The organism is Stenotrophomonas sp. Ste86, from assembly GCF_024519465.1.
In the GTDB taxonomy this organism is placed as follows: Bacteria; Pseudomonadota; Gammaproteobacteria; order Xanthomonadales; family Xanthomonadaceae; genus Stenotrophomonas.
In genome coordinates this window covers 26,118-41,853 of the sequence record NZ_JALJRW010000026.1, presented here as the reverse complement: position 1 = coordinate 41,853, position 15,736 = coordinate 26,118, and the positions used below count along the sequence as shown (strand labels likewise).

Genomic DNA, 15,736 nt, shown 5'->3' with positions numbered 1-15,736 from the left:
CCTGGCTGGTCCTAACGGATGAGCCAAGCGGGGTGCGGTAGCCGGTGGCGGCCGGTGCAACGCAGTGTCCATCGGCGTCTCGGCGCAGCCCTGTTGTGGCTGTGCCTGTGCTGCGCACTGCCGTGGCCGCTGTCGGCGCAGGACGGCCCCCCGCCGCTGCGCGATTACGCCACCGATGTGTGGACCTCGCGCAACGGCCTGCCGCACAACTCGCTGCGCGACATCGCCCAGACCCCGGAAGGGCATTTGTGGTTCGCCACCTGGGAAGGCCTGGTGCGCTACAACGGGCTGGATTTCACCGTGTTCGACCGCAGCACCAAGCCGGGCCTGCGCGACAACGGTGTTGGCGCGCTGTTCGTCGACCGTGCCGGTGCGCTGTGGATCAGCGACTCGCGCGGCAACGTCACCCGGCGTGGCGCGGATGGACGCTGGCAGGTGTTCGAACACGCACCGGGCGCGCCGGAGGTGCTGATCCAGGCGATGCAGATGGACAGCCATGGGCGGCTGTGGCTGCTGTATGAAGGCCAGGGCATCGGCAGCCTCGGCCCGGACGGGACCTTCCAGTACCAGAAGCCGCCGGCCGACGTGCCGATGGCGATGAGCTTCACCAAGCTGGTGGTGGACGCGCAGGACCGGGTCTGGGTGGGCACGCTGGACGGGCTGGTGGTGCGCGACAACGACGGCGTGCTGCGGCGCGCGCCGGAGAGTTTCGGGCTGGGCCGTGGCCTGGTCTGGCCATACCGCGCCCCGGACGGGGTGATGTGGATCGTCGCCGGCGAGCGCGTCTACCGCATGCAGGATGGGCTGCCGCAGTTGCAGCACCGCCTGCCCGGGGTGATGCATATCACCGCGATGCTGCAGGACCGACATGGCGACCTGTGGCTGGGTACCGAGAACCAGGGCCTGCTGCGGCTGTCGCGGCACGGGCTGGAGCGCCTGCCGAACGGGTTGTCGCTGCCGGGCGGACGGGTGGTCAGCCTGCGCGAAGATGCCGAGGGCAGCATCTGGGTGGGCGCCAACGGCGGTTTGTACCGCCTGCGCGAAACCTTGTTCAGCAGCTTTACCGAGCGCGATGGACTCAGTGGCGATTACGTACGCACGGTGCTGGAAGACCAGAATCGGCAACTGTGGATCGGCAGCGCCAACGGCCTGGACCGTCGCGATGCGCAGGGCCGGTTCGTACCGGTTGCATTGCACAACAGCGGCGGCAAGACGCCTTCGGTGCTGAGCCTGGCCCAGGACCATGACGGCGACCTGTGGGTAGGCACCTTCGGCGATGGCGTGTTCCGGCTGGATGCACAGGGCCGCACGCGGCGGTTCTACGGCACCGCCGACGGGCTGCCGGGCGGCAACATCCGCGCGATGAGCGTGGACCGCGCCGGCGCGGTGTGGGCCGGTACCCAGAAGGGTGTGGTGCGGATCGACGGCAACGGCGTGCACGTGCCCGACATGCCCGGAATGCCCGGTGGGCTGATCACTGCGATGACACACGACGCCGATGGCGCGTTGTGGATCGGCACCATCGAAGGGATCAAGGTGCTGCGCGGTGATCGCGTGCAGAGCATCGACCTGGCCCCGCTGGGCGGTGGCCGCAGCGTGTTCGGCTTCCAGCAGATCGACGATGCGATGTGGATCAGCAGCGATCGTGGCCTGTACCGCTGGGAGGACGGCACGCTGGCGCGGGTCGGGTTGGAGCAGGGCATGCCGGTGGACACGGTGTTCCAACTGGTGCCCGACCGGGTCGGCAACGTCTGGATCAGCAGCAACCGCGGGGTCCTGCGCACCGACATGGCCATGCTCAACCAGGTCGCCGATGGCCGTGCCCAGCGGATCGAGGTCGAGCATTACAACGAGATCGATGGCATGGCCAACTCGCAGGCCAACGGCAGCTCCGGGCCGTCGGCGATCCTGCGCCAGGACGGCACGTTCTGGGTGGTCACCGCCGGCGGCCTGAGCACCGTCGACCCGCTGCGTCTGCAGCGCTTCCGCGAGCGGCTGGCACCCCCGGCGGTGATCGAGAACGTACTGGTCGATGGCAAGCCGCTGCACTGGCAGGGCAGCGACCACAACAGCATCCCCGGCGGGCGTCGACTCAGCGTGAGCTATGTGGGCTTGAGCTACCTGATGTCCGAGCGGATCCGTTACCGCACCAAGCTGACCGGGCTGGACAATGGCTGGATCGAACGCGGCCAGCAGCGCAGCGTCGAATTCGTCGGCCTGCCGCCGGGCAACTACACCCTGCACGTGTCCGCGGCGCATCCCGGCGGCAGCTGGAGCGACAGCGAGGCAGTATGGGAGTTCACCGTTGAACCGTTCCTGTGGCAGCGGCGCACGGTGCAGCTGATCGGCGTGCTGCTGTTGGTGGCCGGGCTGATCGCGCTGTACCGCTATCTGATCAACCGCTACAAGGCCAGCAATATCCGCCTGGCGCGGATGGTCGACGAGGCCACCCGCGACCTGCAGGCGCAGACGGTCAACCTGCAGGCCTTGAACCAGGAAAAAACCGAGCTGGCCGACCGGCTGGCAGTGCAGGCCGAGCAGTTCGGGCGGCAGGCGCGCGAGGATGCGTTGACCGGGCTGCCCAACCGGCGCGCGTTCGACGAAGCGCTGGCGCGCGATTTCGCTCGCTCCCAGCGCAGCGGCCATCCGTTGTGCCTGGTGGTCCTGGACATCGACCACTTCAAGGAGGTCAACGACCAGCACAGCCACAGCGTCGGCGACCTGGTGCTGGTGGAAGTGGCGCGGGTGATCGCCTCGGCCTGCCGCGACTCGGACATGCCGGCGCGTACCGGCGGCGAAGAGTTCACCCTGCTGCTCAATGACACCCGGCTGGCCGAAGCGGCGCAGGTCTGCGCACGCCTGCGCGGGCTGTTCCATGACCATCCGGACTGGGCCGGCGTGCCCGGCCTGAAGGTGACCTTCAGTGCCGGCCTGGTCGAGCTGGATGCGGCCGACCGCACCCCGATGCTGCTGTATCAGCGCGCCGATCGCGCGTTGTACCGGGCCAAGAGCGAGGGGCGCGACCGCACCGCGATCGGGTAGAGCCGACCGTTGGTCGGCTGCACGCGATGATCGACACCCGGTAGAGCCGACCGTTGGTCGGCTGCACGCGATGATCGACACATCGGTAGAGCCGACCGTTGGTCGGCTGCGCGCGATGATCGACACCCCGGTAGAGCCGACCGTTGGTCGGCTGCACGCGATGATCGACACCTCGGTAGAGCCGACCGTTGGTCGGCTGCACGCGATGGGTGGTGTGCAGGCGGTTGGCGCTTGAGAGCAGCCGACCAACGGTCGGCTCTACCTTCGGGGGGTATGTGCCGCGCTTGAGAGCAGCCGACCAACGGTCGGCTCTACGGTCGCGGCCACGCGTTGGCGATGGTGCAAAACAGCTTGGCGGTCTGCTCGGTGTCGTACACCGCGCTGTGTGCTTCGTCGGCGTCCCAGCCCAGGCCTGCGGCGGCGGCCGCACGCGCGAGCACGGTCTGGCCATAGGCGATGCCGGCCATGGTGACGGTGTCGAACACGCTGAAGGGATGGAACGGATTGCGCTTGTGGCCCACGCGGTTGACCGCGGCATTGACGAAGCCGAGGTCGAAGTGCGCGTTGTGGCCGACCAGGATCGCGCGCTGGCAGCCGTATTTCTTCACTGCCGCGCGGACCGGGGCGAAGATGTGGTCCAGCGCGTCCTTTTCGGATTTGGCCAGGCGGAACGGGTGGTCCAGGATGATGCCGGTGATCTCCAGCGACTTCGGGTCGATCTCCAGCCCTTCGGCCGGAATCACGTGGGCGCTGGCGGTCTGGCCGGGGTAGAGCAGGCCGTTGTCGTCCATTTCGATCGGCACGGCGGCGATTTCGAGCAGCGCATTGCGGTTGCAGTCGAAGCCACCGGTCTCCACGTCGATCACTACCGGCAGGAAGCCGCGGAAGCGCTGGGACATGGCCAGGTTCACTGCCGGGGCAGCAGGCGCCGGAGCGGCGGTGGGGGGCAAGGCGGCATCTGTCATGCGGCGATTCTAGCAGAGGGGGACTGTACGCCCCCCGCGCTCAGGCCAGCGAAGGCGTGCGTGCCAGACAGCGCTGCAGCAACCGGTCCAGGCTCAGCGGGCCGGCCCCTTGCAGGACCAGCGGCAGCAGCATGGCCATAAACAATACGGGCAGCTTGAAGTTGCCAAAGCCCTGGTCGGTAATGGCATAACCCATGGCCAACTCGCCCAGCCCGTCCCAGTGCATGGGCCAATGCACGGCGGCGGTGGCCACCACGGTCAGAACCAGCAGGCTGCTGGCGGCCATGCGCGTGCCCAGGCCGACCAGCAGGCAGGCCGCGCCCACCAGTTCGAACCACGTGGCCAGCTGCCAGTTGACGCTGGCCGGTACCTGGTCGAAGGGAAACGGGAACGCCTGCTGCAGCTCGCCGAACCAGTTGCTGCCGTGCAGTTTCTCGCGGCCGGATTCGAAATACTCCCAAGCCAGCAGAAGGCGCAGGCCAAGCGGGGCAATCCACGGGCCGAGCGGGTCCAGCCGGCCGCGCAGGGCGGCCAGATACGGTGTCTTCATCAACGGAATCCTTGGTTGGGGGATCAAGAAGCGGGAGGGGCCGGGCCGATCACGCCGCTGTCCTGGAACTGGTGCAGCAATGCTGACCCGGGGGCGAGCAGCGCATCGGCGGGCAGGCCGTGGGCGCGTGCAAGTTGCTGCAGGTGCCACGTGCCGGCATGGCCGGGCTGCTGGCCGATCTGTTCCAGCAAGTGCGCGGCCATCGGGCTGATGGTCGCAAAACGCACCTGCCCATCCGGGTCACGCCGCACCAGCAGCCCGGTGGGGTCGTCACCTGGTGTGTGGGGAGCGTCGTCGCTGCCCAGCCGGTGCACCGGCCAGTGGTACAGCAGCGGCCACGCCAACGGCGAGCGCAGCAGGGGGACGTGCATCGGGTCCAGCCCGGGCGTGGCCGGCAGCGGCTGGGCATCGAGCTGGTACAACGCGGTTTCCACCCACTCGTAGTGCGCCAGTTCGGCCAGCGCCGGGTGTGGCAGCGTCGGCTGGACCTGCAGCCACTGCACGAACTCGGCGGCCAGTTCAGTAAACAGCGGGGTCTGCGCGCGGTGTTCGGCCACGAAGCGCCTTACCAGCACGGTCCACTCGGGATCGCCCAGCAGCTGCACGCAGACCGGAAAGCCGGTGCCCAGCAGGCCCAGCAGGTTGTTGAACACCAACCGCCGGTAGACCGCCAAGCGCCGTGCGTCCAGCCCGGCGGGCGGAGCCACCTGTGCCGGGTCGCGCAGGTGGGTGGTGAGTGCCCGCTGTTGGGCGTGCAGGCGGGCCGGTGCGTCACTCATGGTGGGCTCCTGCGTGCGCGGCCATCAGCTGGCGGATGGTGCGCAATTCGTCGCGCAGTTCGGGGTAGGGCGGAAAGTTGAAATCGCGTTCGAGCAGGGTGGGGCGTGCACCGATGCGCGCGTAGGTGCGGGCCAGCAGGTCCCAGACCGGATCGATCACGGCGCTGCCGTGGGTGTCTATCTTGAGGTCCGCAGCTTCGTCCAGGTGGCCGGCCACGTGCAGGCAGACGATGCGCTCGGCGGGCAGGCCGGCGATGAACGCGTCGGCGTCGTAGCCATGGTTGCAGGCGTTGACGTAGACGTTGTTGACGTCCAGCAGCAGGTCGCAATTGGCTTCGGCCAGCACGGCGTTGGTGAAGGCCAGTTCGTCCATGGCCGGTTCCGGCGCCAGGTAATAGGAGACGTTTTCCACCGCGATGCGCCGGCCCAGGACATCCTGCACGCGGGCGATGCGTGCGGCGGTGTGGTGCACGGCTTCGTCGGTGAAGGGGATGGGCAGCAGGTCGTAAAGGTGGCCATCGTCGCTGCAGTAGCTGAGGTGCTCGCTGTACAGCGGTACCCGGTGCTGGTCGAGGAACCGGCCCACCTGTGCAAGCAGTCGGGTGTCCAGCGGCGCGGTGCTGCCCAGCGACAGGGACAGGCCGTGGCAGCTCAGCGGGTAGCGCTGGGCGAGGTCGGCCAGGGCCTCCCCGGCAGGGCCGCCCACGCCGATCCAGTTTTCCGGGGCGCATTCGAGGAAGTCGAGGTCGCCGGCCGGGGCATCACGCAGGGTCTGCAGCAGTGCGCGGCGCAGGCCCAGCCCGGTCGCCGCCGCAGGCAGCGGCGACCGGTGCATGCCCGGGGCGATGGGGTCAGTGCCTGGCACCGCACTTGCCTTCGCCGCACTTGCCTTCCGCGGCCTTCTTGTCGCCGGCGGCTTTGGTCTTGGCCTCGGTGCCCTTGCCCTTGTCGGCGCCGCACTTGCCTTCGCCACACTTGCCTTCGGCGGCCTTGGCGCCGGTTGCGGTGGCCGTTTTGTCAGCGGCCTGGGTGCCGGTCTTGTCGCCATGGGCGCCACACTTGCCTTCACCGCACTTTCCTTCGGCGGCCTTGGTCGCGGCCTGGCCGGCAACGAGGTAGCCCTGGGCCAGGTCGGTCATGCTCAACGCGGACGCTGATGCAGTGGCGCCCAGGCCAGCGGCCAACGCGGTAGCGGCCAGCAGGGACATCGAACGGGTGGATTTGGTCATCGAAACGGAACTCCTTTGGTGGTGAGCCAGTGGCCCGGAATGGAGCCGCAGGTGCAGCGCCTGGATGGATCATGTCCTGCGAACCCTCAACGAATCCTCCCATGCAGTTAAACAATCGGTGAATACAATTTGTTGCCGAAGGCGCAGCCTGCGATGCCGCCCGTGAACCGGTACGCGCTGAAGGGACCACCAGCAGCATTCTGCCTTCCGCGAGAAACAAGGTTGTTCTCCCCCGGCAGGGAACCGTGCTGTTCCAAAGACTCTGGCGGGAAGGTGCAGGGCGCGCTTCATGCTTGCCATCTGGACGGGAGAACGACCCATAAAGGTGCTTCTCCCTTCTGAGGGGAGCATCTTGGTGCAGGGCCGTCGCAGCCTGAGGACGACGCTACGCGTGTGGACGGGCAGTGCCCGCGGCGCGTGTATCGGGCTGTGTCTTCGCTCGGGTCTGTCGCGCGCGTGATAGCCCCGTGGCGGTCGGCAGGCCCCTGGCGCAAATGTCCCCTGGCCGCGTGGCGGCCTCCTCCTATATTTTGCCCAGCGCCCGATCCACCGACTGCCGCGCCCGGAAAGGGTCAAAACACGCTTCTGCTTGCTCCGCATAGGGGAGAAAAGCAAAAAAAAGCCGCCACCCGAAGGCAGCGGCTTTTGCTTTTGTTGCAGCGGGGGAACTCAGACGTGATCGGTGCTGCTGGTTTCGTCGCGCTTTTCGCGCGGCGGCAGGACCTGTTCGCCGTGTACCAGGAACCAGACGTTCTCGGCGATGTTGGTGGCATGGTCGCCCACCCGTTCCAGGTTCTTGGCCATGAACAGCAGGTGCGTGCACGGGGTGATGTTGCGCGGGTCTTCCATCATGTAGGTCAGCAGCTCGCGGAACAGCGCGGTGTACTGCGCGTCCAGGCGCGCGTCGTCATCGCGCAGCGTCAGGGCAGCGGCGGCGTCGTTGTCGCGGTAGGCCTGGATGGCGCGGCGAACCTGCTCGGCGGCCAGCCGGCCAAGCGAGCGCAGGCCTTCGATCTGCGGCAGCGGCGGCACCTTGCTCAGCGCGATCGAGCGCTTGGCCACGTTGGCGGCGTAGTCGCCGATACGCTCGATATCGGCCGGGATGCGCAGGCCGGCGAGGATCTCGCGCAGGTCGCGGGCCATCGGGCCACGCAGCGCCAGGCGCATCACGTCGTGGCTGATCTGCTGTTCCAGTGCGTCGATCGCTTCATCGTTGGCGATGATGCGATGGGCGGCGTGGTCGTCGCGCTTCTCGATGACGTCCATGGACGCCTCGAGCTGGGCGACGGCCATCTCGCCCATGCGCACGATCTCGGCCACCAGGCGTTGCTGCTCTTCGTCGTAGCTCTTGACGATGTGGTCGTTGGGAATGCTCATGCGGTTCTATCCAGAGGTTCGTGGGCGGGCCAGGATCAGCCGAAGCGGCCGGTGATGTAGTCTTCGGTCTGCTGCTTGTTGGGCTGCGAGAAGATCACTTCGGTGCGGTCGTGTTCGATCAGGTCGCCCAGGTACATGAAGGCGGTGTAGTCGGACACGCGCGCGGCCTGCTGCATGTTGTGGGTGACGATGACGATGGTGTAATCGTGCTTGAGCTCTTCGACCAGCTGCTCGATGCGGCTGGTGGAGATCGGGTCCAGCGCCGAGGTCGGCTCGTCGAGCAGCAGCACGTCCGGGCGCAGGGCCACGGCGCGGGCGATGCACAGGCGCTGCTGCTGGCCACCCGACAGGCCCAGCGCGCTCTGGTTGAGCTTGTCCTTGACCTCGTCCCACAGCGCGCCCTGGCGCAGTGCCTGTTCGACGCGCACGGTCATGTCGGCCTTGGACAGCTTTTCGTGGTGGCGGATGCCGTAGGCGACGTTCTCGAAGATGGTCATCGGGAACGGCACCGGCTTCTGGAACACCATGCCGACCTTGCTGCGCAGGCGGTTCATCGGGTACTTGGGCGAGAGGATGTTCTCCCCGTCCAGCAGCACCTCGCCGCGCGCTTCCATCTTCGGGTACAGCGCGTAGATGCGGTTGAAGATGCGCAGCAGGGTGGACTTGCCGCAGCCGGACGGGCCGATCAGCGCGGTGACGCGCTTTTCCGGTATTTCCAACGCGATGTTCTTCAGTGCGTGGAACTTGTCGTAGTAGAAGTCCAGTCCACGCGCGGCCAGCTTGATCGGCGCCGGGGTCTGCAGGCTTTGATGCGAGGCCGGCACCACGATGCGCTGCATCGGCACGGCGTTGGAGAGATCATTCATGGCGAGGTCCGCGGAGAGGTCAGTCATTGGAGATACGGTTGCGCAGCAGGATGCCGCGCGCGGAGAGGCTGACCAGCAGCACGAACACGGTCAGCACCAGCGCGCCGGCCCAGGCCAGCGTCTGCCAGGATTCATATGGGCTGCCGGCGAACTGGTTCATCACCACCGGTACCGAGGCCATCGGCTGGAACACGTTGTTGTTCCAGTACTGGTTGCCGAAGGCGGTGAACAGCAGCGGCGCGGTTTCACCGGAGATGCGCGCCAGCGCCAGCAGGATGCCGGTGACGATGCCGGCCGCGGCGCTGCGGTACAGCACCTGCACGGTCACCTTCCACTGCGGAATGCCCAGCGACAGCGCCGCTTCGCGCATCTGCGAGGGCACCAGGCGCAGCATTTCATCGGTGGTGCGCACCACCACCGGCAGCACGATGAAGGCCAGCGACAGCGCACCGGCAAACGCCGAGAACTGCCCGCCGGTCTGCATCACGTACAGGGTGTAGACGAACAGGCCCAGCACGATGGACGGTGCCGAGAGCAGGATGTCGTTGACGAATCGCACCACCGTGCCGGTCTTGCGGAAGTTGCCGTACTCGGCCAGCCAGGTGCCGGCCAGCACGCCGAGCGGCGTCCCGATGGCGATGGCCAGGCCACACATCACCGCGCTGCCGAAGAACGCATTGGCCAGGCCGCCTTCCTGCATCGGCGGCGGTGTCATTTTGGTGAACAGGTCCAGGTTGATCCCGGCCAGGCCCTTGGAGGCCAGCGTGAGCAGGATCCAGCCGAGGAAGAACAGGCCGAACAGTGCGGTCAGGCAGGACATGAGCAGCGCGACGACGTTGACGATGCGGCGGCGCAGGTACAGCGGTTGGGCGTTGGCGGTGGACATCAGTTGCCCTCCTTGCGGGCCAGGCGCATCAGCATCAGGCGGGCAATGGCCAGCACCACGAAGGTCACGATGAACAGCACGAAGCCGAGCAGCAGCAGTGCCGAGCGGTAGGTTTCGGTGGCCTCACCGAAGTCGTTGGCGATCAGCGCGGCGATGGTGGTGCCCGGCTCCAGCAGCGACGGCGACAGACGCACGCTGTTGCCGATCACGAAGGCCACGGCCATGGTTTCGCCAAGCGCGCGGCCCAGGCCGAGGAAGATGCCGCCGATCACCGCCGAGCGGGTGTAGGGCAGCACGATGTCCCAGCTGACTTCCCACTTGGTCGAGCCCAGCGCGTACGCCGATTCCTTCAGGCGGGTAGGCACGGTGAGGAACACTTCGCGCATCACCGAGGAAATGAAGGGGATGACCATGATGGCCAGCACGAAGCCGGCGGTGAGTACGCCGATGCCCAGCGGCGGGCCCTGGAACAGCGGGCCGATGATCGGTAGCGTGCCCAGGTGGTCGTTGAGGAACGGGGTGATGTATTCGGTCATCACCGGCACCAGCACGAACAGGCCCCACATGCCGTAGATGATCGAGGGGATGCCGGCCAGCAGTTCAATGGCGGTACCGACCGGGCCACGCAGCCAGCGCGGCGCGACTTCGGTGAGGAAGAAGGCGATGCCGAAGCTCACCGGTACCGCGATGACCATCGCGATCAGCGCGGTGACCAGGGTGCCGTAGATCGGGGCGAGGGCGCCGAATTTGTTCTCGACCGGATTCCATTCGGACGAGTAGAAGAAGCTCAGGCCCTGCTCCTGCAGGGCATGGCGGCCGCCCCACAGCATGGAGAGCGCGGCGCAGGCCAGTGCGACCAGCACCAGGATGACGGTGGCGATCAGCACCCATCGGAACAGGCGGTCGTTGCGGGCATCACGCAGGTCGCGGTTGGACGGTGCGGGTACAGGCAGGGCGATGGCATTCATTGGAAAGGCGTGGGCCCGGAAAGAGAAGAGGTCGTGCCGGGCGCTGCCCGGCAACACGTTCGTAGCGTGGTGCTGCCGGGCAGCGCCCGGCCCTACGACCGGTCAGGCCCGCGCTGCACGCGGGCCCGGCTTTTTCACTTGAACTCGGTGGACCAGTAGGTTTCGATCTGGGTGACCAGTTCGGCCGGCAGCGGCACGTAGTGCAGTTCGTTGGCCTGCTTCTGGCCGTTTTCGAAGGCCCACTTGAAGAACGCCAGGGTTTCCTTGCTGCGCTTGGCATCCTTGGGCTGCTTGTGCATGAGCATGAAGTTGGTGGCGGTGATCGGCCACGCCTGGTCGCCCGGGGCGTTGGTGATGACCAGGTTGAAGTCCTTGGCGCTGGCCCAGTCGGCACTGGCGGCAGCGGCGGCGAAGGTGTCGGCGGTGGGCTGCACCCAGTTGCCGGCGGCGTTCTGCATGGAGGCGTACGGCATGCCGTTCTGCAGCGCGTAGGCCAGTTCGACGTAGCCGATGGAGCCCTTGATCTGCTTCACGTACGAGGCGACGCCTTCGTTGCCCTTGCCACCCACGCCATCGGGCCACTGCACCGAGGTGCCTTCGCCGACCTTGCTCTTCCAGTCCGGGCTGACCTTGGCGAGGTAGTTGGAGAAGTTGAAGGTGGTGCCGGAGCCATCGGAACGGTGGACCAGGGTGATCTTGCCGTCAGGCAGCTTGACGCCCGGGTTGGCGGCGACGATGGCCGGGTCGTTCCAGGTCTTGACCTTGCCCAGGAAGATGTCGGCGAGCAGGGCACCGCTGAGGCGCAGTTTGCCGGCTTCGAGGCCGTCGATGTTGACGACCGGGACGACGCCGCCAATGGCCGAGGGGAACTGGCCGAGGCCGGCCTGGGCCAGCTCTTCGCTGCTCAGCGGCTTGTCGGAGGAACCGAAATCAACGGTGCCGGCCTTGATCTGGGCGATGCCGCCGCCGGAGCCGATGGACTGGTAGTTGATTTTGGCGCCGGTGGCGGTGTTGTAGTCGGCCGACCACTTGGATACGAGCGGGAAGATGAAGGACGCGCCGGCGCCGGAGATTTCGGCGGTGAGCTTGTCGCCGGCGGCCGGGGCTGCGGCGGGTGCGTCGGTGGCCGGCGCGGCGGCCTGGCCTTCGGCGCCCGGCTTGCAGGCGGAAAGGCCCAGCGCGATGGCCAGGGAAAGGGCGGTCAAGCCAGCCGTGTGCAGTTTCATGCGTCACTCCGTAGCGGGATAGGGGCCGGTCTCTCCGGCGACGCTGCTATGAAATGATGTTTTTGTTACAGCCGTATGACGGTGTGACCGGGGGCACGTGGAGGGCTTGTGGGGCTTGGGTTTCCCCAAAATCCTGGAGCGGAAAGCGTGATGCACGGGGTGCCAGGTGCGCCTTGGCTGGGCGGGGGTGTGGGGGTTCGCGGGACAGGTAGCCAGTACGTTCCGGGTTGGCCTTTGGGGTTTGGGGTTGCCCAAAATCCTGAGGCAGGAAGCAGGAAGCAGGAAGCAGGAAGCAGGAAGCGGGAAGCGGGAAGCGGGAAGCGGATGCGGGGGGCTGGGTACGCCTTGGCTGGGCGGGGGTGTGTGGGTTCGCGGGACACGCCGTGAATCCATCCCTGGAGGCTCGCGTACGCCATCCATGGCGTACGACGGTCCCGCGAACCCACACACCCCCGCCCCAGACAGTGGGCCGGTGGCCATCGAAGAAGCAGAAGAGCGAAGGACAAGCACGGCAGAACTCGTGCTCGTTTTGTGCTCGTTTTGTGCTCGTGTGTGCTCGTGTGTGCTCGTTTTGTGCTCGTTTTGTGCTCGTGTGTGCTCGTGTGTGCTCGTGTGTGCTCGTGTGTGCTCGTGGGTGCTCGTGGGTGCTCGTGGGTGTGGGTGTGGGTGTGGGTGTGGGTGTGGGTGTGGGTGTGGGTGTGGGTGTGGGTGTGGGTGTGGGTGTGGGTTTGGGTGTGGTTGGTTTCGGTTTCGGTTGTGGATGTGGATGTGGAATTGGTGTTGGCTGTTCGTTGCGCACCAGCCAACTGTCTGGGATGGGTACGGGTGGGTTGGCGGGACCGTCATGCGCCATGGATGGCGCATGGGAGCCTCCAAGGATGGATTTACGGCGTGTCCCGCCAACCCACCCGTACCCATCCAAGCCCGTAGAGGCGCACACCCACAGCCGTTGCCCTGCCGTTGCCCTGCCCCTGCTCCACCTTCGCCTCGCGCGCAAAAACAAACGCCCACAAAAAAACCCCGCCTTCCGACGGGGTTTTTTCGTATCAGCTCACCCGCTGATCAATGCCCGCCGGCCGACGCTGCACCTGCGCCCGCACCGAACGGCGGCTTGGCCAGCCACAGGAAGGCGATGATCGCCAGGAAGATCCAGCCCAGCAGGAAGAAGATGTCGTTGAAGCCCATCTGCGACGCCTGGTGGTTGATCATGTTGTTCAGTACCGCCGCGCCATGTTGCACGTCACCCTGCCCCATCGCCGCCACCTGATCCTGCATGCCCGGCTGATAGACCGAAATGTGCTCGGTCAGATCCGCATGGTGCACCTGCGTCCGGCGCGCCCACAGCCACGTCGTCAACGATGCCGCGAAACTGCCGCCCAGCGTCCGCAGGAACGTTGCCAGACCCGAACCCGCCGCGATCTCGCGACCGTCCAGGTCCGACAGCAGAATCTGCAGCACCGGCATGAAGAACAATGCCACGCCGATGCCCATGATCAACTGCACGCCCGCCACGTGGGTGAAGTCCACCTGCAGGTTGAAGCCCGAGCGCATGAAGCTGGTGAAGGACAGGAACACGAACGCAAACGAAGCGATCATCCGCATGTCGAAACGCGACGCATATTTGCCCACGAACGGCGTCATGATCACCGGCAGGATGCCGATCGGTGCCGTCGCCAGGCCCGCCCAGATCGCCGTGTAACCCATGTCGCGCTGCAACCACTGCGGAATCAGCAGCGACACACTGAAGAAGGCCGCATACGCCACCACCATCGCCAGCGTACCGGCGCGGAAATTGCGGTGCCGGAACAGCTTCAGATCCACGATCGGGTCCTTGTCGGTCAGCTCCCAGATCAGGAACACCGTCAACGCCACCACCGCCACACAGGCCAGCACCACGATCTTGGGAGAGGAGAACCAGTCTTCGTCGTTGCCCAGGTCGAGCACCAGCTGCAGTGCGCCCACGCCGATCACCAGGGTGATCAGGCCGACGTAATCCATCTTCGGCTTCTCGATCTGCTCCGGGCGGCCCTTCAACTGGCTGCCCACCACCATCGCCGCAAAGATGCCCAGCGGCACGTTGATCAGGAAGATCCATTCCCAACTGTAGTTGTCGGTGATCCAGCCGCCCAGGATCGGGCCGCAGATCGGCGCCACCACCGTGATCATCGCCAGCAGCGCCAGCGCCTGCCCACGTTTCTCGCGTGGATAGATCGACACCAGCAAGGACTGGGTGATCGGATACATCGGCCCGGCCACGAAGCCCTGCAGCGCGCGCGACAGCACCAGCATGCCCATGCTCTGGGCCAGGCCGCACAGCAGCGAGGTGATCACGAAGGCCAGCGTCGCCCAGATGAACAGCTTGCGTTCGCCGAAGCGGCGGCTCAGGAAGCCGGTCAGCGGCAGGGCGATCGCGGTGCTGACCGCGAACGAAGTGATGACCCAGGTGGCCTGCTGCGAACTGGCGCCGAGGTTGCCGGCGATGGTGGGCAGCGAGACGTTGGCGATGGTGGTGTCGAGCACCTGCATGAACGAGGCCATCGCCAGGCCGACGGTGCACAGCGCGACGCTGGGCGGTAGGAAACCGGCAGCCGCACCGGGCGCCGACGGTGCGCCCGGGGTGCCGGGCGCGGCGGGAGCTTGTGCGGACATGGTGGCCTCAGTTCGCCTTGGCCTGCTGCGGCAGGTTGCCCTGGATGATCGTATGGATCATGTCATCGGCGCTGTGCAGCTGCTTGGCGTAGACGTCGGTGTCGAACACCTGGCCCTTGGCAAACTGCGTCGGCAGCACGGTGCCCTTCTGGTCGCGCAGGCTCACTTCGGCCTTGATCGACAGACCGATGCGCAGCGGATGCTCGGCCAGCTGCTTGGCATCGATGGCGATGCGCACCGGAACGCGCTGCACGATCTTGATCCAGTTGCCGCTGGCGTTCTGCGCCGGCAGCAGCGAGAACGCCGAACCGGTGCCCAGGCCCAGGCTATCGATGCGCCCCTTGTACTTGACGTCACCGCCGTACAGGTCCGAACGCAGCTCCACTTCCTGGCCCAGGCGCATGTGGCGCAGCTGGGTTTCCTTGAAGTTGGCTTCCACCCACATCTGTTCGGTGGGCACCACCGCCATCAGCGCGGTGCCCGGCTGCACGCGCTGGCCGACCTGCACCGAGCGACGGGCGACATAGCCGCTGACCGGCGCGACGATGCCGGCGCGGGCGTTGTTGAGGAATGCCTGACGCAGCTGCGCGGCGGCAGCCTGCACGTCCGGCTGGGTAGCGATCACGGTGTCATCGACCAGCGCATTGCTGCGCTCGAAGGTTTCGCGCGAACCGGCCACGGCCGCTTCGGCGCCGGCCAGCTCGTCGCGGGCGTGGGCCAGTTCTTCGTTGGAAATCGCACCGGTGGCGGCCAGCCCCTTGCGGCGGTTGAAGTCCTCGCGGACCCGCTTCAAGGTCACCTGGCGCGCGTTCAAATCCGCCTGCGCGCCTTCCACGCTGCGGTAGAGGCCGCGCGTCTGGCGGACGGTCTTGGCCAGGTTGGCTTCGGCCTGCTGCAGTGCCACCTCGGTATCGGCCGGGTCCAACTGCACCAGCAACTGGCCACGTTCGACGCGCATGCCGTCATCGGCGTTGATCGCCACCACGGTGCCGCTCACCAGCGGGGTGATCTGCACCTGGTTGCCCTGCACGTAGGCATCGTCGGTATCTTCGAACCAGCGGCCGAACATGAAGTACCACAGGGCCAGCGCGGCCAGCAGCAGCACCACGATGACCAACAGGCCGCGCAGCAGCTTGCCGCGACGGGACGGAGCTGCCGGGGCGGCAGCGGGAGCGGATGTCTGGCTCATGGGATGTGTC

General features: G+C 66.7%; 14 protein-coding genes. 2 read left to right on the top strand and 12 right to left on the bottom strand.

The features are described 5' to 3' along the window. Window positions 1-18: 18 nt before the first annotated feature. Both NR101_RS17130 and NR101_RS17125 read left to right on the top strand, forming a co-directional pair. Complete coding sequence (locus NR101_RS17130) at window positions 19-3,042, top strand: ligand-binding sensor domain-containing diguanylate cyclase (RefSeq protein ID WP_256777425.1); 3,024 nt, start codon at window positions 19-21, stop codon at window positions 3,040-3,042. A 70-nt stretch (window positions 3,043-3,112) separates the two neighbouring features. Next, on the top strand, window positions 3,113-3,277 hold the full coding sequence (locus NR101_RS17125) for a hypothetical protein (protein ID WP_256777424.1): 165 nt from the start codon (window positions 3,113-3,115) through the stop codon (window positions 3,275-3,277). A 76-nt stretch (window positions 3,278-3,353) separates the two neighbouring features. On the opposite strand, the gene rnt is transcribed toward NR101_RS17125, so the two are convergent. The 12 genes from rnt to emrA all read right to left on the bottom strand — a co-directional run bounded on the left by rnt (window position 3,354) and on the right by emrA (window position 15,726). Further along, the gene (gene rnt, locus NR101_RS17120; RefSeq protein ID WP_256777435.1) at window positions 3,354-3,941 is read right to left on the bottom strand and encodes a ribonuclease T; all 588 of its coding nucleotides are present in this window, start codon (window positions 3,939-3,941) and stop codon (window positions 3,354-3,356) included. A 106-nt stretch (window positions 3,942-4,047) separates the two neighbouring features. Beyond that, window positions 4,048-4,557 carry a DoxX family protein gene (locus NR101_RS17115; RefSeq protein ID WP_256777423.1) on the bottom strand — a complete coding sequence of 170 codons (510 nt, stop codon included), beginning with the start codon at window positions 4,555-4,557 and terminating at the stop codon, window positions 4,048-4,050. Window positions 4,558-4,580: 23 nt separating this feature from the next. Continuing rightward, the gene (locus NR101_RS17110) at window positions 4,581-5,336 is read right to left on the bottom strand and encodes a putative DNA-binding domain-containing protein (RefSeq protein WP_256777422.1); all 756 of its coding nucleotides are present in this window, start codon (window positions 5,334-5,336) and stop codon (window positions 4,581-4,583) included. Beyond that, window positions 5,329-6,171, bottom strand: coding sequence for a DUF692 domain-containing protein (locus NR101_RS17105; protein ID WP_256777434.1), 843 nt, complete (start codon window positions 6,169-6,171; stop codon window positions 5,329-5,331). Before NR101_RS17105 ends, NR101_RS17110 begins: the two co-directional genes overlap by 8 nt. A gap of 16 nt (window positions 6,172-6,187) precedes the next feature. Further along, entirely contained in the window at window positions 6,188-6,565 is a 378-nt protein-coding gene (locus NR101_RS17100; RefSeq protein WP_256777421.1) for a hypothetical protein, read from the bottom strand. Between the two features lie 669 nt (window positions 6,566-7,234). After that, window positions 7,235-7,942 (bottom strand): phosphate signaling complex protein PhoU, encoded by a 708-nt coding sequence (gene phoU / locus NR101_RS17095; protein WP_256777420.1) that lies wholly within the window; start codon window positions 7,940-7,942, stop codon window positions 7,235-7,237. A gap of 35 nt (window positions 7,943-7,977) precedes the next feature. Further along, entirely contained in the window at window positions 7,978-8,808 is an 831-nt protein-coding gene (pstB, locus tag NR101_RS17090) for a phosphate ABC transporter ATP-binding protein PstB (protein WP_256777419.1), read from the bottom strand. A 19-nt stretch (window positions 8,809-8,827) separates the two neighbouring features. Then, on the bottom strand, window positions 8,828-9,694 hold the full coding sequence (pstA, locus tag NR101_RS17085; RefSeq protein WP_256777418.1) for a phosphate ABC transporter permease PstA: 867 nt from the start codon (window positions 9,692-9,694) through the stop codon (window positions 8,828-8,830). Next, window positions 9,694-10,662: a phosphate ABC transporter permease subunit PstC gene (gene pstC, locus NR101_RS17080; RefSeq protein WP_256777417.1), complete on the bottom strand. Its 969-nt coding sequence runs from the start codon at window positions 10,660-10,662 to the stop codon at window positions 9,694-9,696. Before pstC ends, pstA begins: the two co-directional genes overlap by 1 nt. 134 nt (window positions 10,663-10,796) lie before the next feature. Continuing rightward, window positions 10,797-11,888: a phosphate ABC transporter substrate-binding protein PstS gene (gene pstS / locus NR101_RS17075; protein WP_256777416.1), complete on the bottom strand. Its 1,092-nt coding sequence runs from the start codon at window positions 11,886-11,888 to the stop codon at window positions 10,797-10,799. Between the two features lie 1,062 nt (window positions 11,889-12,950). Beyond that, window positions 12,951-14,537 (bottom strand): multidrug efflux MFS transporter permease subunit EmrB, encoded by a 1,587-nt coding sequence (gene emrB / locus NR101_RS17070; RefSeq protein WP_256777391.1) that lies wholly within the window; start codon window positions 14,535-14,537, stop codon window positions 12,951-12,953. 7 nt (window positions 14,538-14,544) lie between these two features. After that, window positions 14,545-15,726, bottom strand: a complete 1,182-nt coding sequence (emrA, locus tag NR101_RS17065; RefSeq protein WP_256777390.1) for a multidrug efflux MFS transporter periplasmic adaptor subunit EmrA — start codon at window positions 15,724-15,726, stop codon at window positions 14,545-14,547. Window positions 15,727-15,736 lie beyond the last annotated feature (10 nt).

Coding starts and splice junctions, on each gene's coding strand:
- NR101_RS17130 (WP_256777425.1), top strand. CDS start 19: ATGAGCCAAGCGGGGTGCGGTAGCCGGTGGCGGCCGGTGCAACGCAGT.
- NR101_RS17125 (WP_256777424.1), top strand. CDS start 3,113: ATGATCGACACATCGGTAGAGCCGACCGTTGGTCGGCTGCGCGCGATG.
- rnt (WP_256777435.1), bottom strand. CDS start 3,941: ATGTCCCAGCGCTTCCGCGGCTTCCTGCCGGTAGTGATCGACGTGGAG.
- NR101_RS17115 (WP_256777423.1), bottom strand. CDS start 4,557: ATGAAGACACCGTATCTGGCCGCCCTGCGCGGCCGGCTGGACCCGCTC.
- NR101_RS17110 (WP_256777422.1), bottom strand. CDS start 5,336: ATGAGTGACGCACCGGCCCGCCTGCACGCCCAACAGCGGGCACTCACC.
- NR101_RS17105 (WP_256777434.1), bottom strand. CDS start 6,171: ATGCACCGGTCGCCGCTGCCTGCGGCGGCGACCGGGCTGGGCCTGCGC.
- NR101_RS17100 (WP_256777421.1), bottom strand. CDS start 6,565: ATGACCAAATCCACCCGTTCGATGTCCCTGCTGGCCGCTACCGCGTTG.
- phoU (WP_256777420.1), bottom strand. CDS start 7,942: ATGAGCATTCCCAACGACCACATCGTCAAGAGCTACGACGAAGAGCAG.
- pstB (WP_256777419.1), bottom strand. CDS start 8,808: ATGAATGATCTCTCCAACGCCGTGCCGATGCAGCGCATCGTGGTGCCG.
- pstA (WP_256777418.1), bottom strand. CDS start 9,694: ATGTCCACCGCCAACGCCCAACCGCTGTACCTGCGCCGCCGCATCGTC.
- pstC (WP_256777417.1), bottom strand. CDS start 10,662: ATGAATGCCATCGCCCTGCCTGTACCCGCACCGTCCAACCGCGACCTG.
- pstS (WP_256777416.1), bottom strand. CDS start 11,888: ATGAAACTGCACACGGCTGGCTTGACCGCCCTTTCCCTGGCCATCGCG.
- emrB (WP_256777391.1), bottom strand. CDS start 14,537: ATGTCCGCACAAGCTCCCGCCGCGCCCGGCACCCCGGGCGCACCGTCG.
- emrA (WP_256777390.1), bottom strand. CDS start 15,726: ATGAGCCAGACATCCGCTCCCGCTGCCGCCCCGGCAGCTCCGTCCCGT.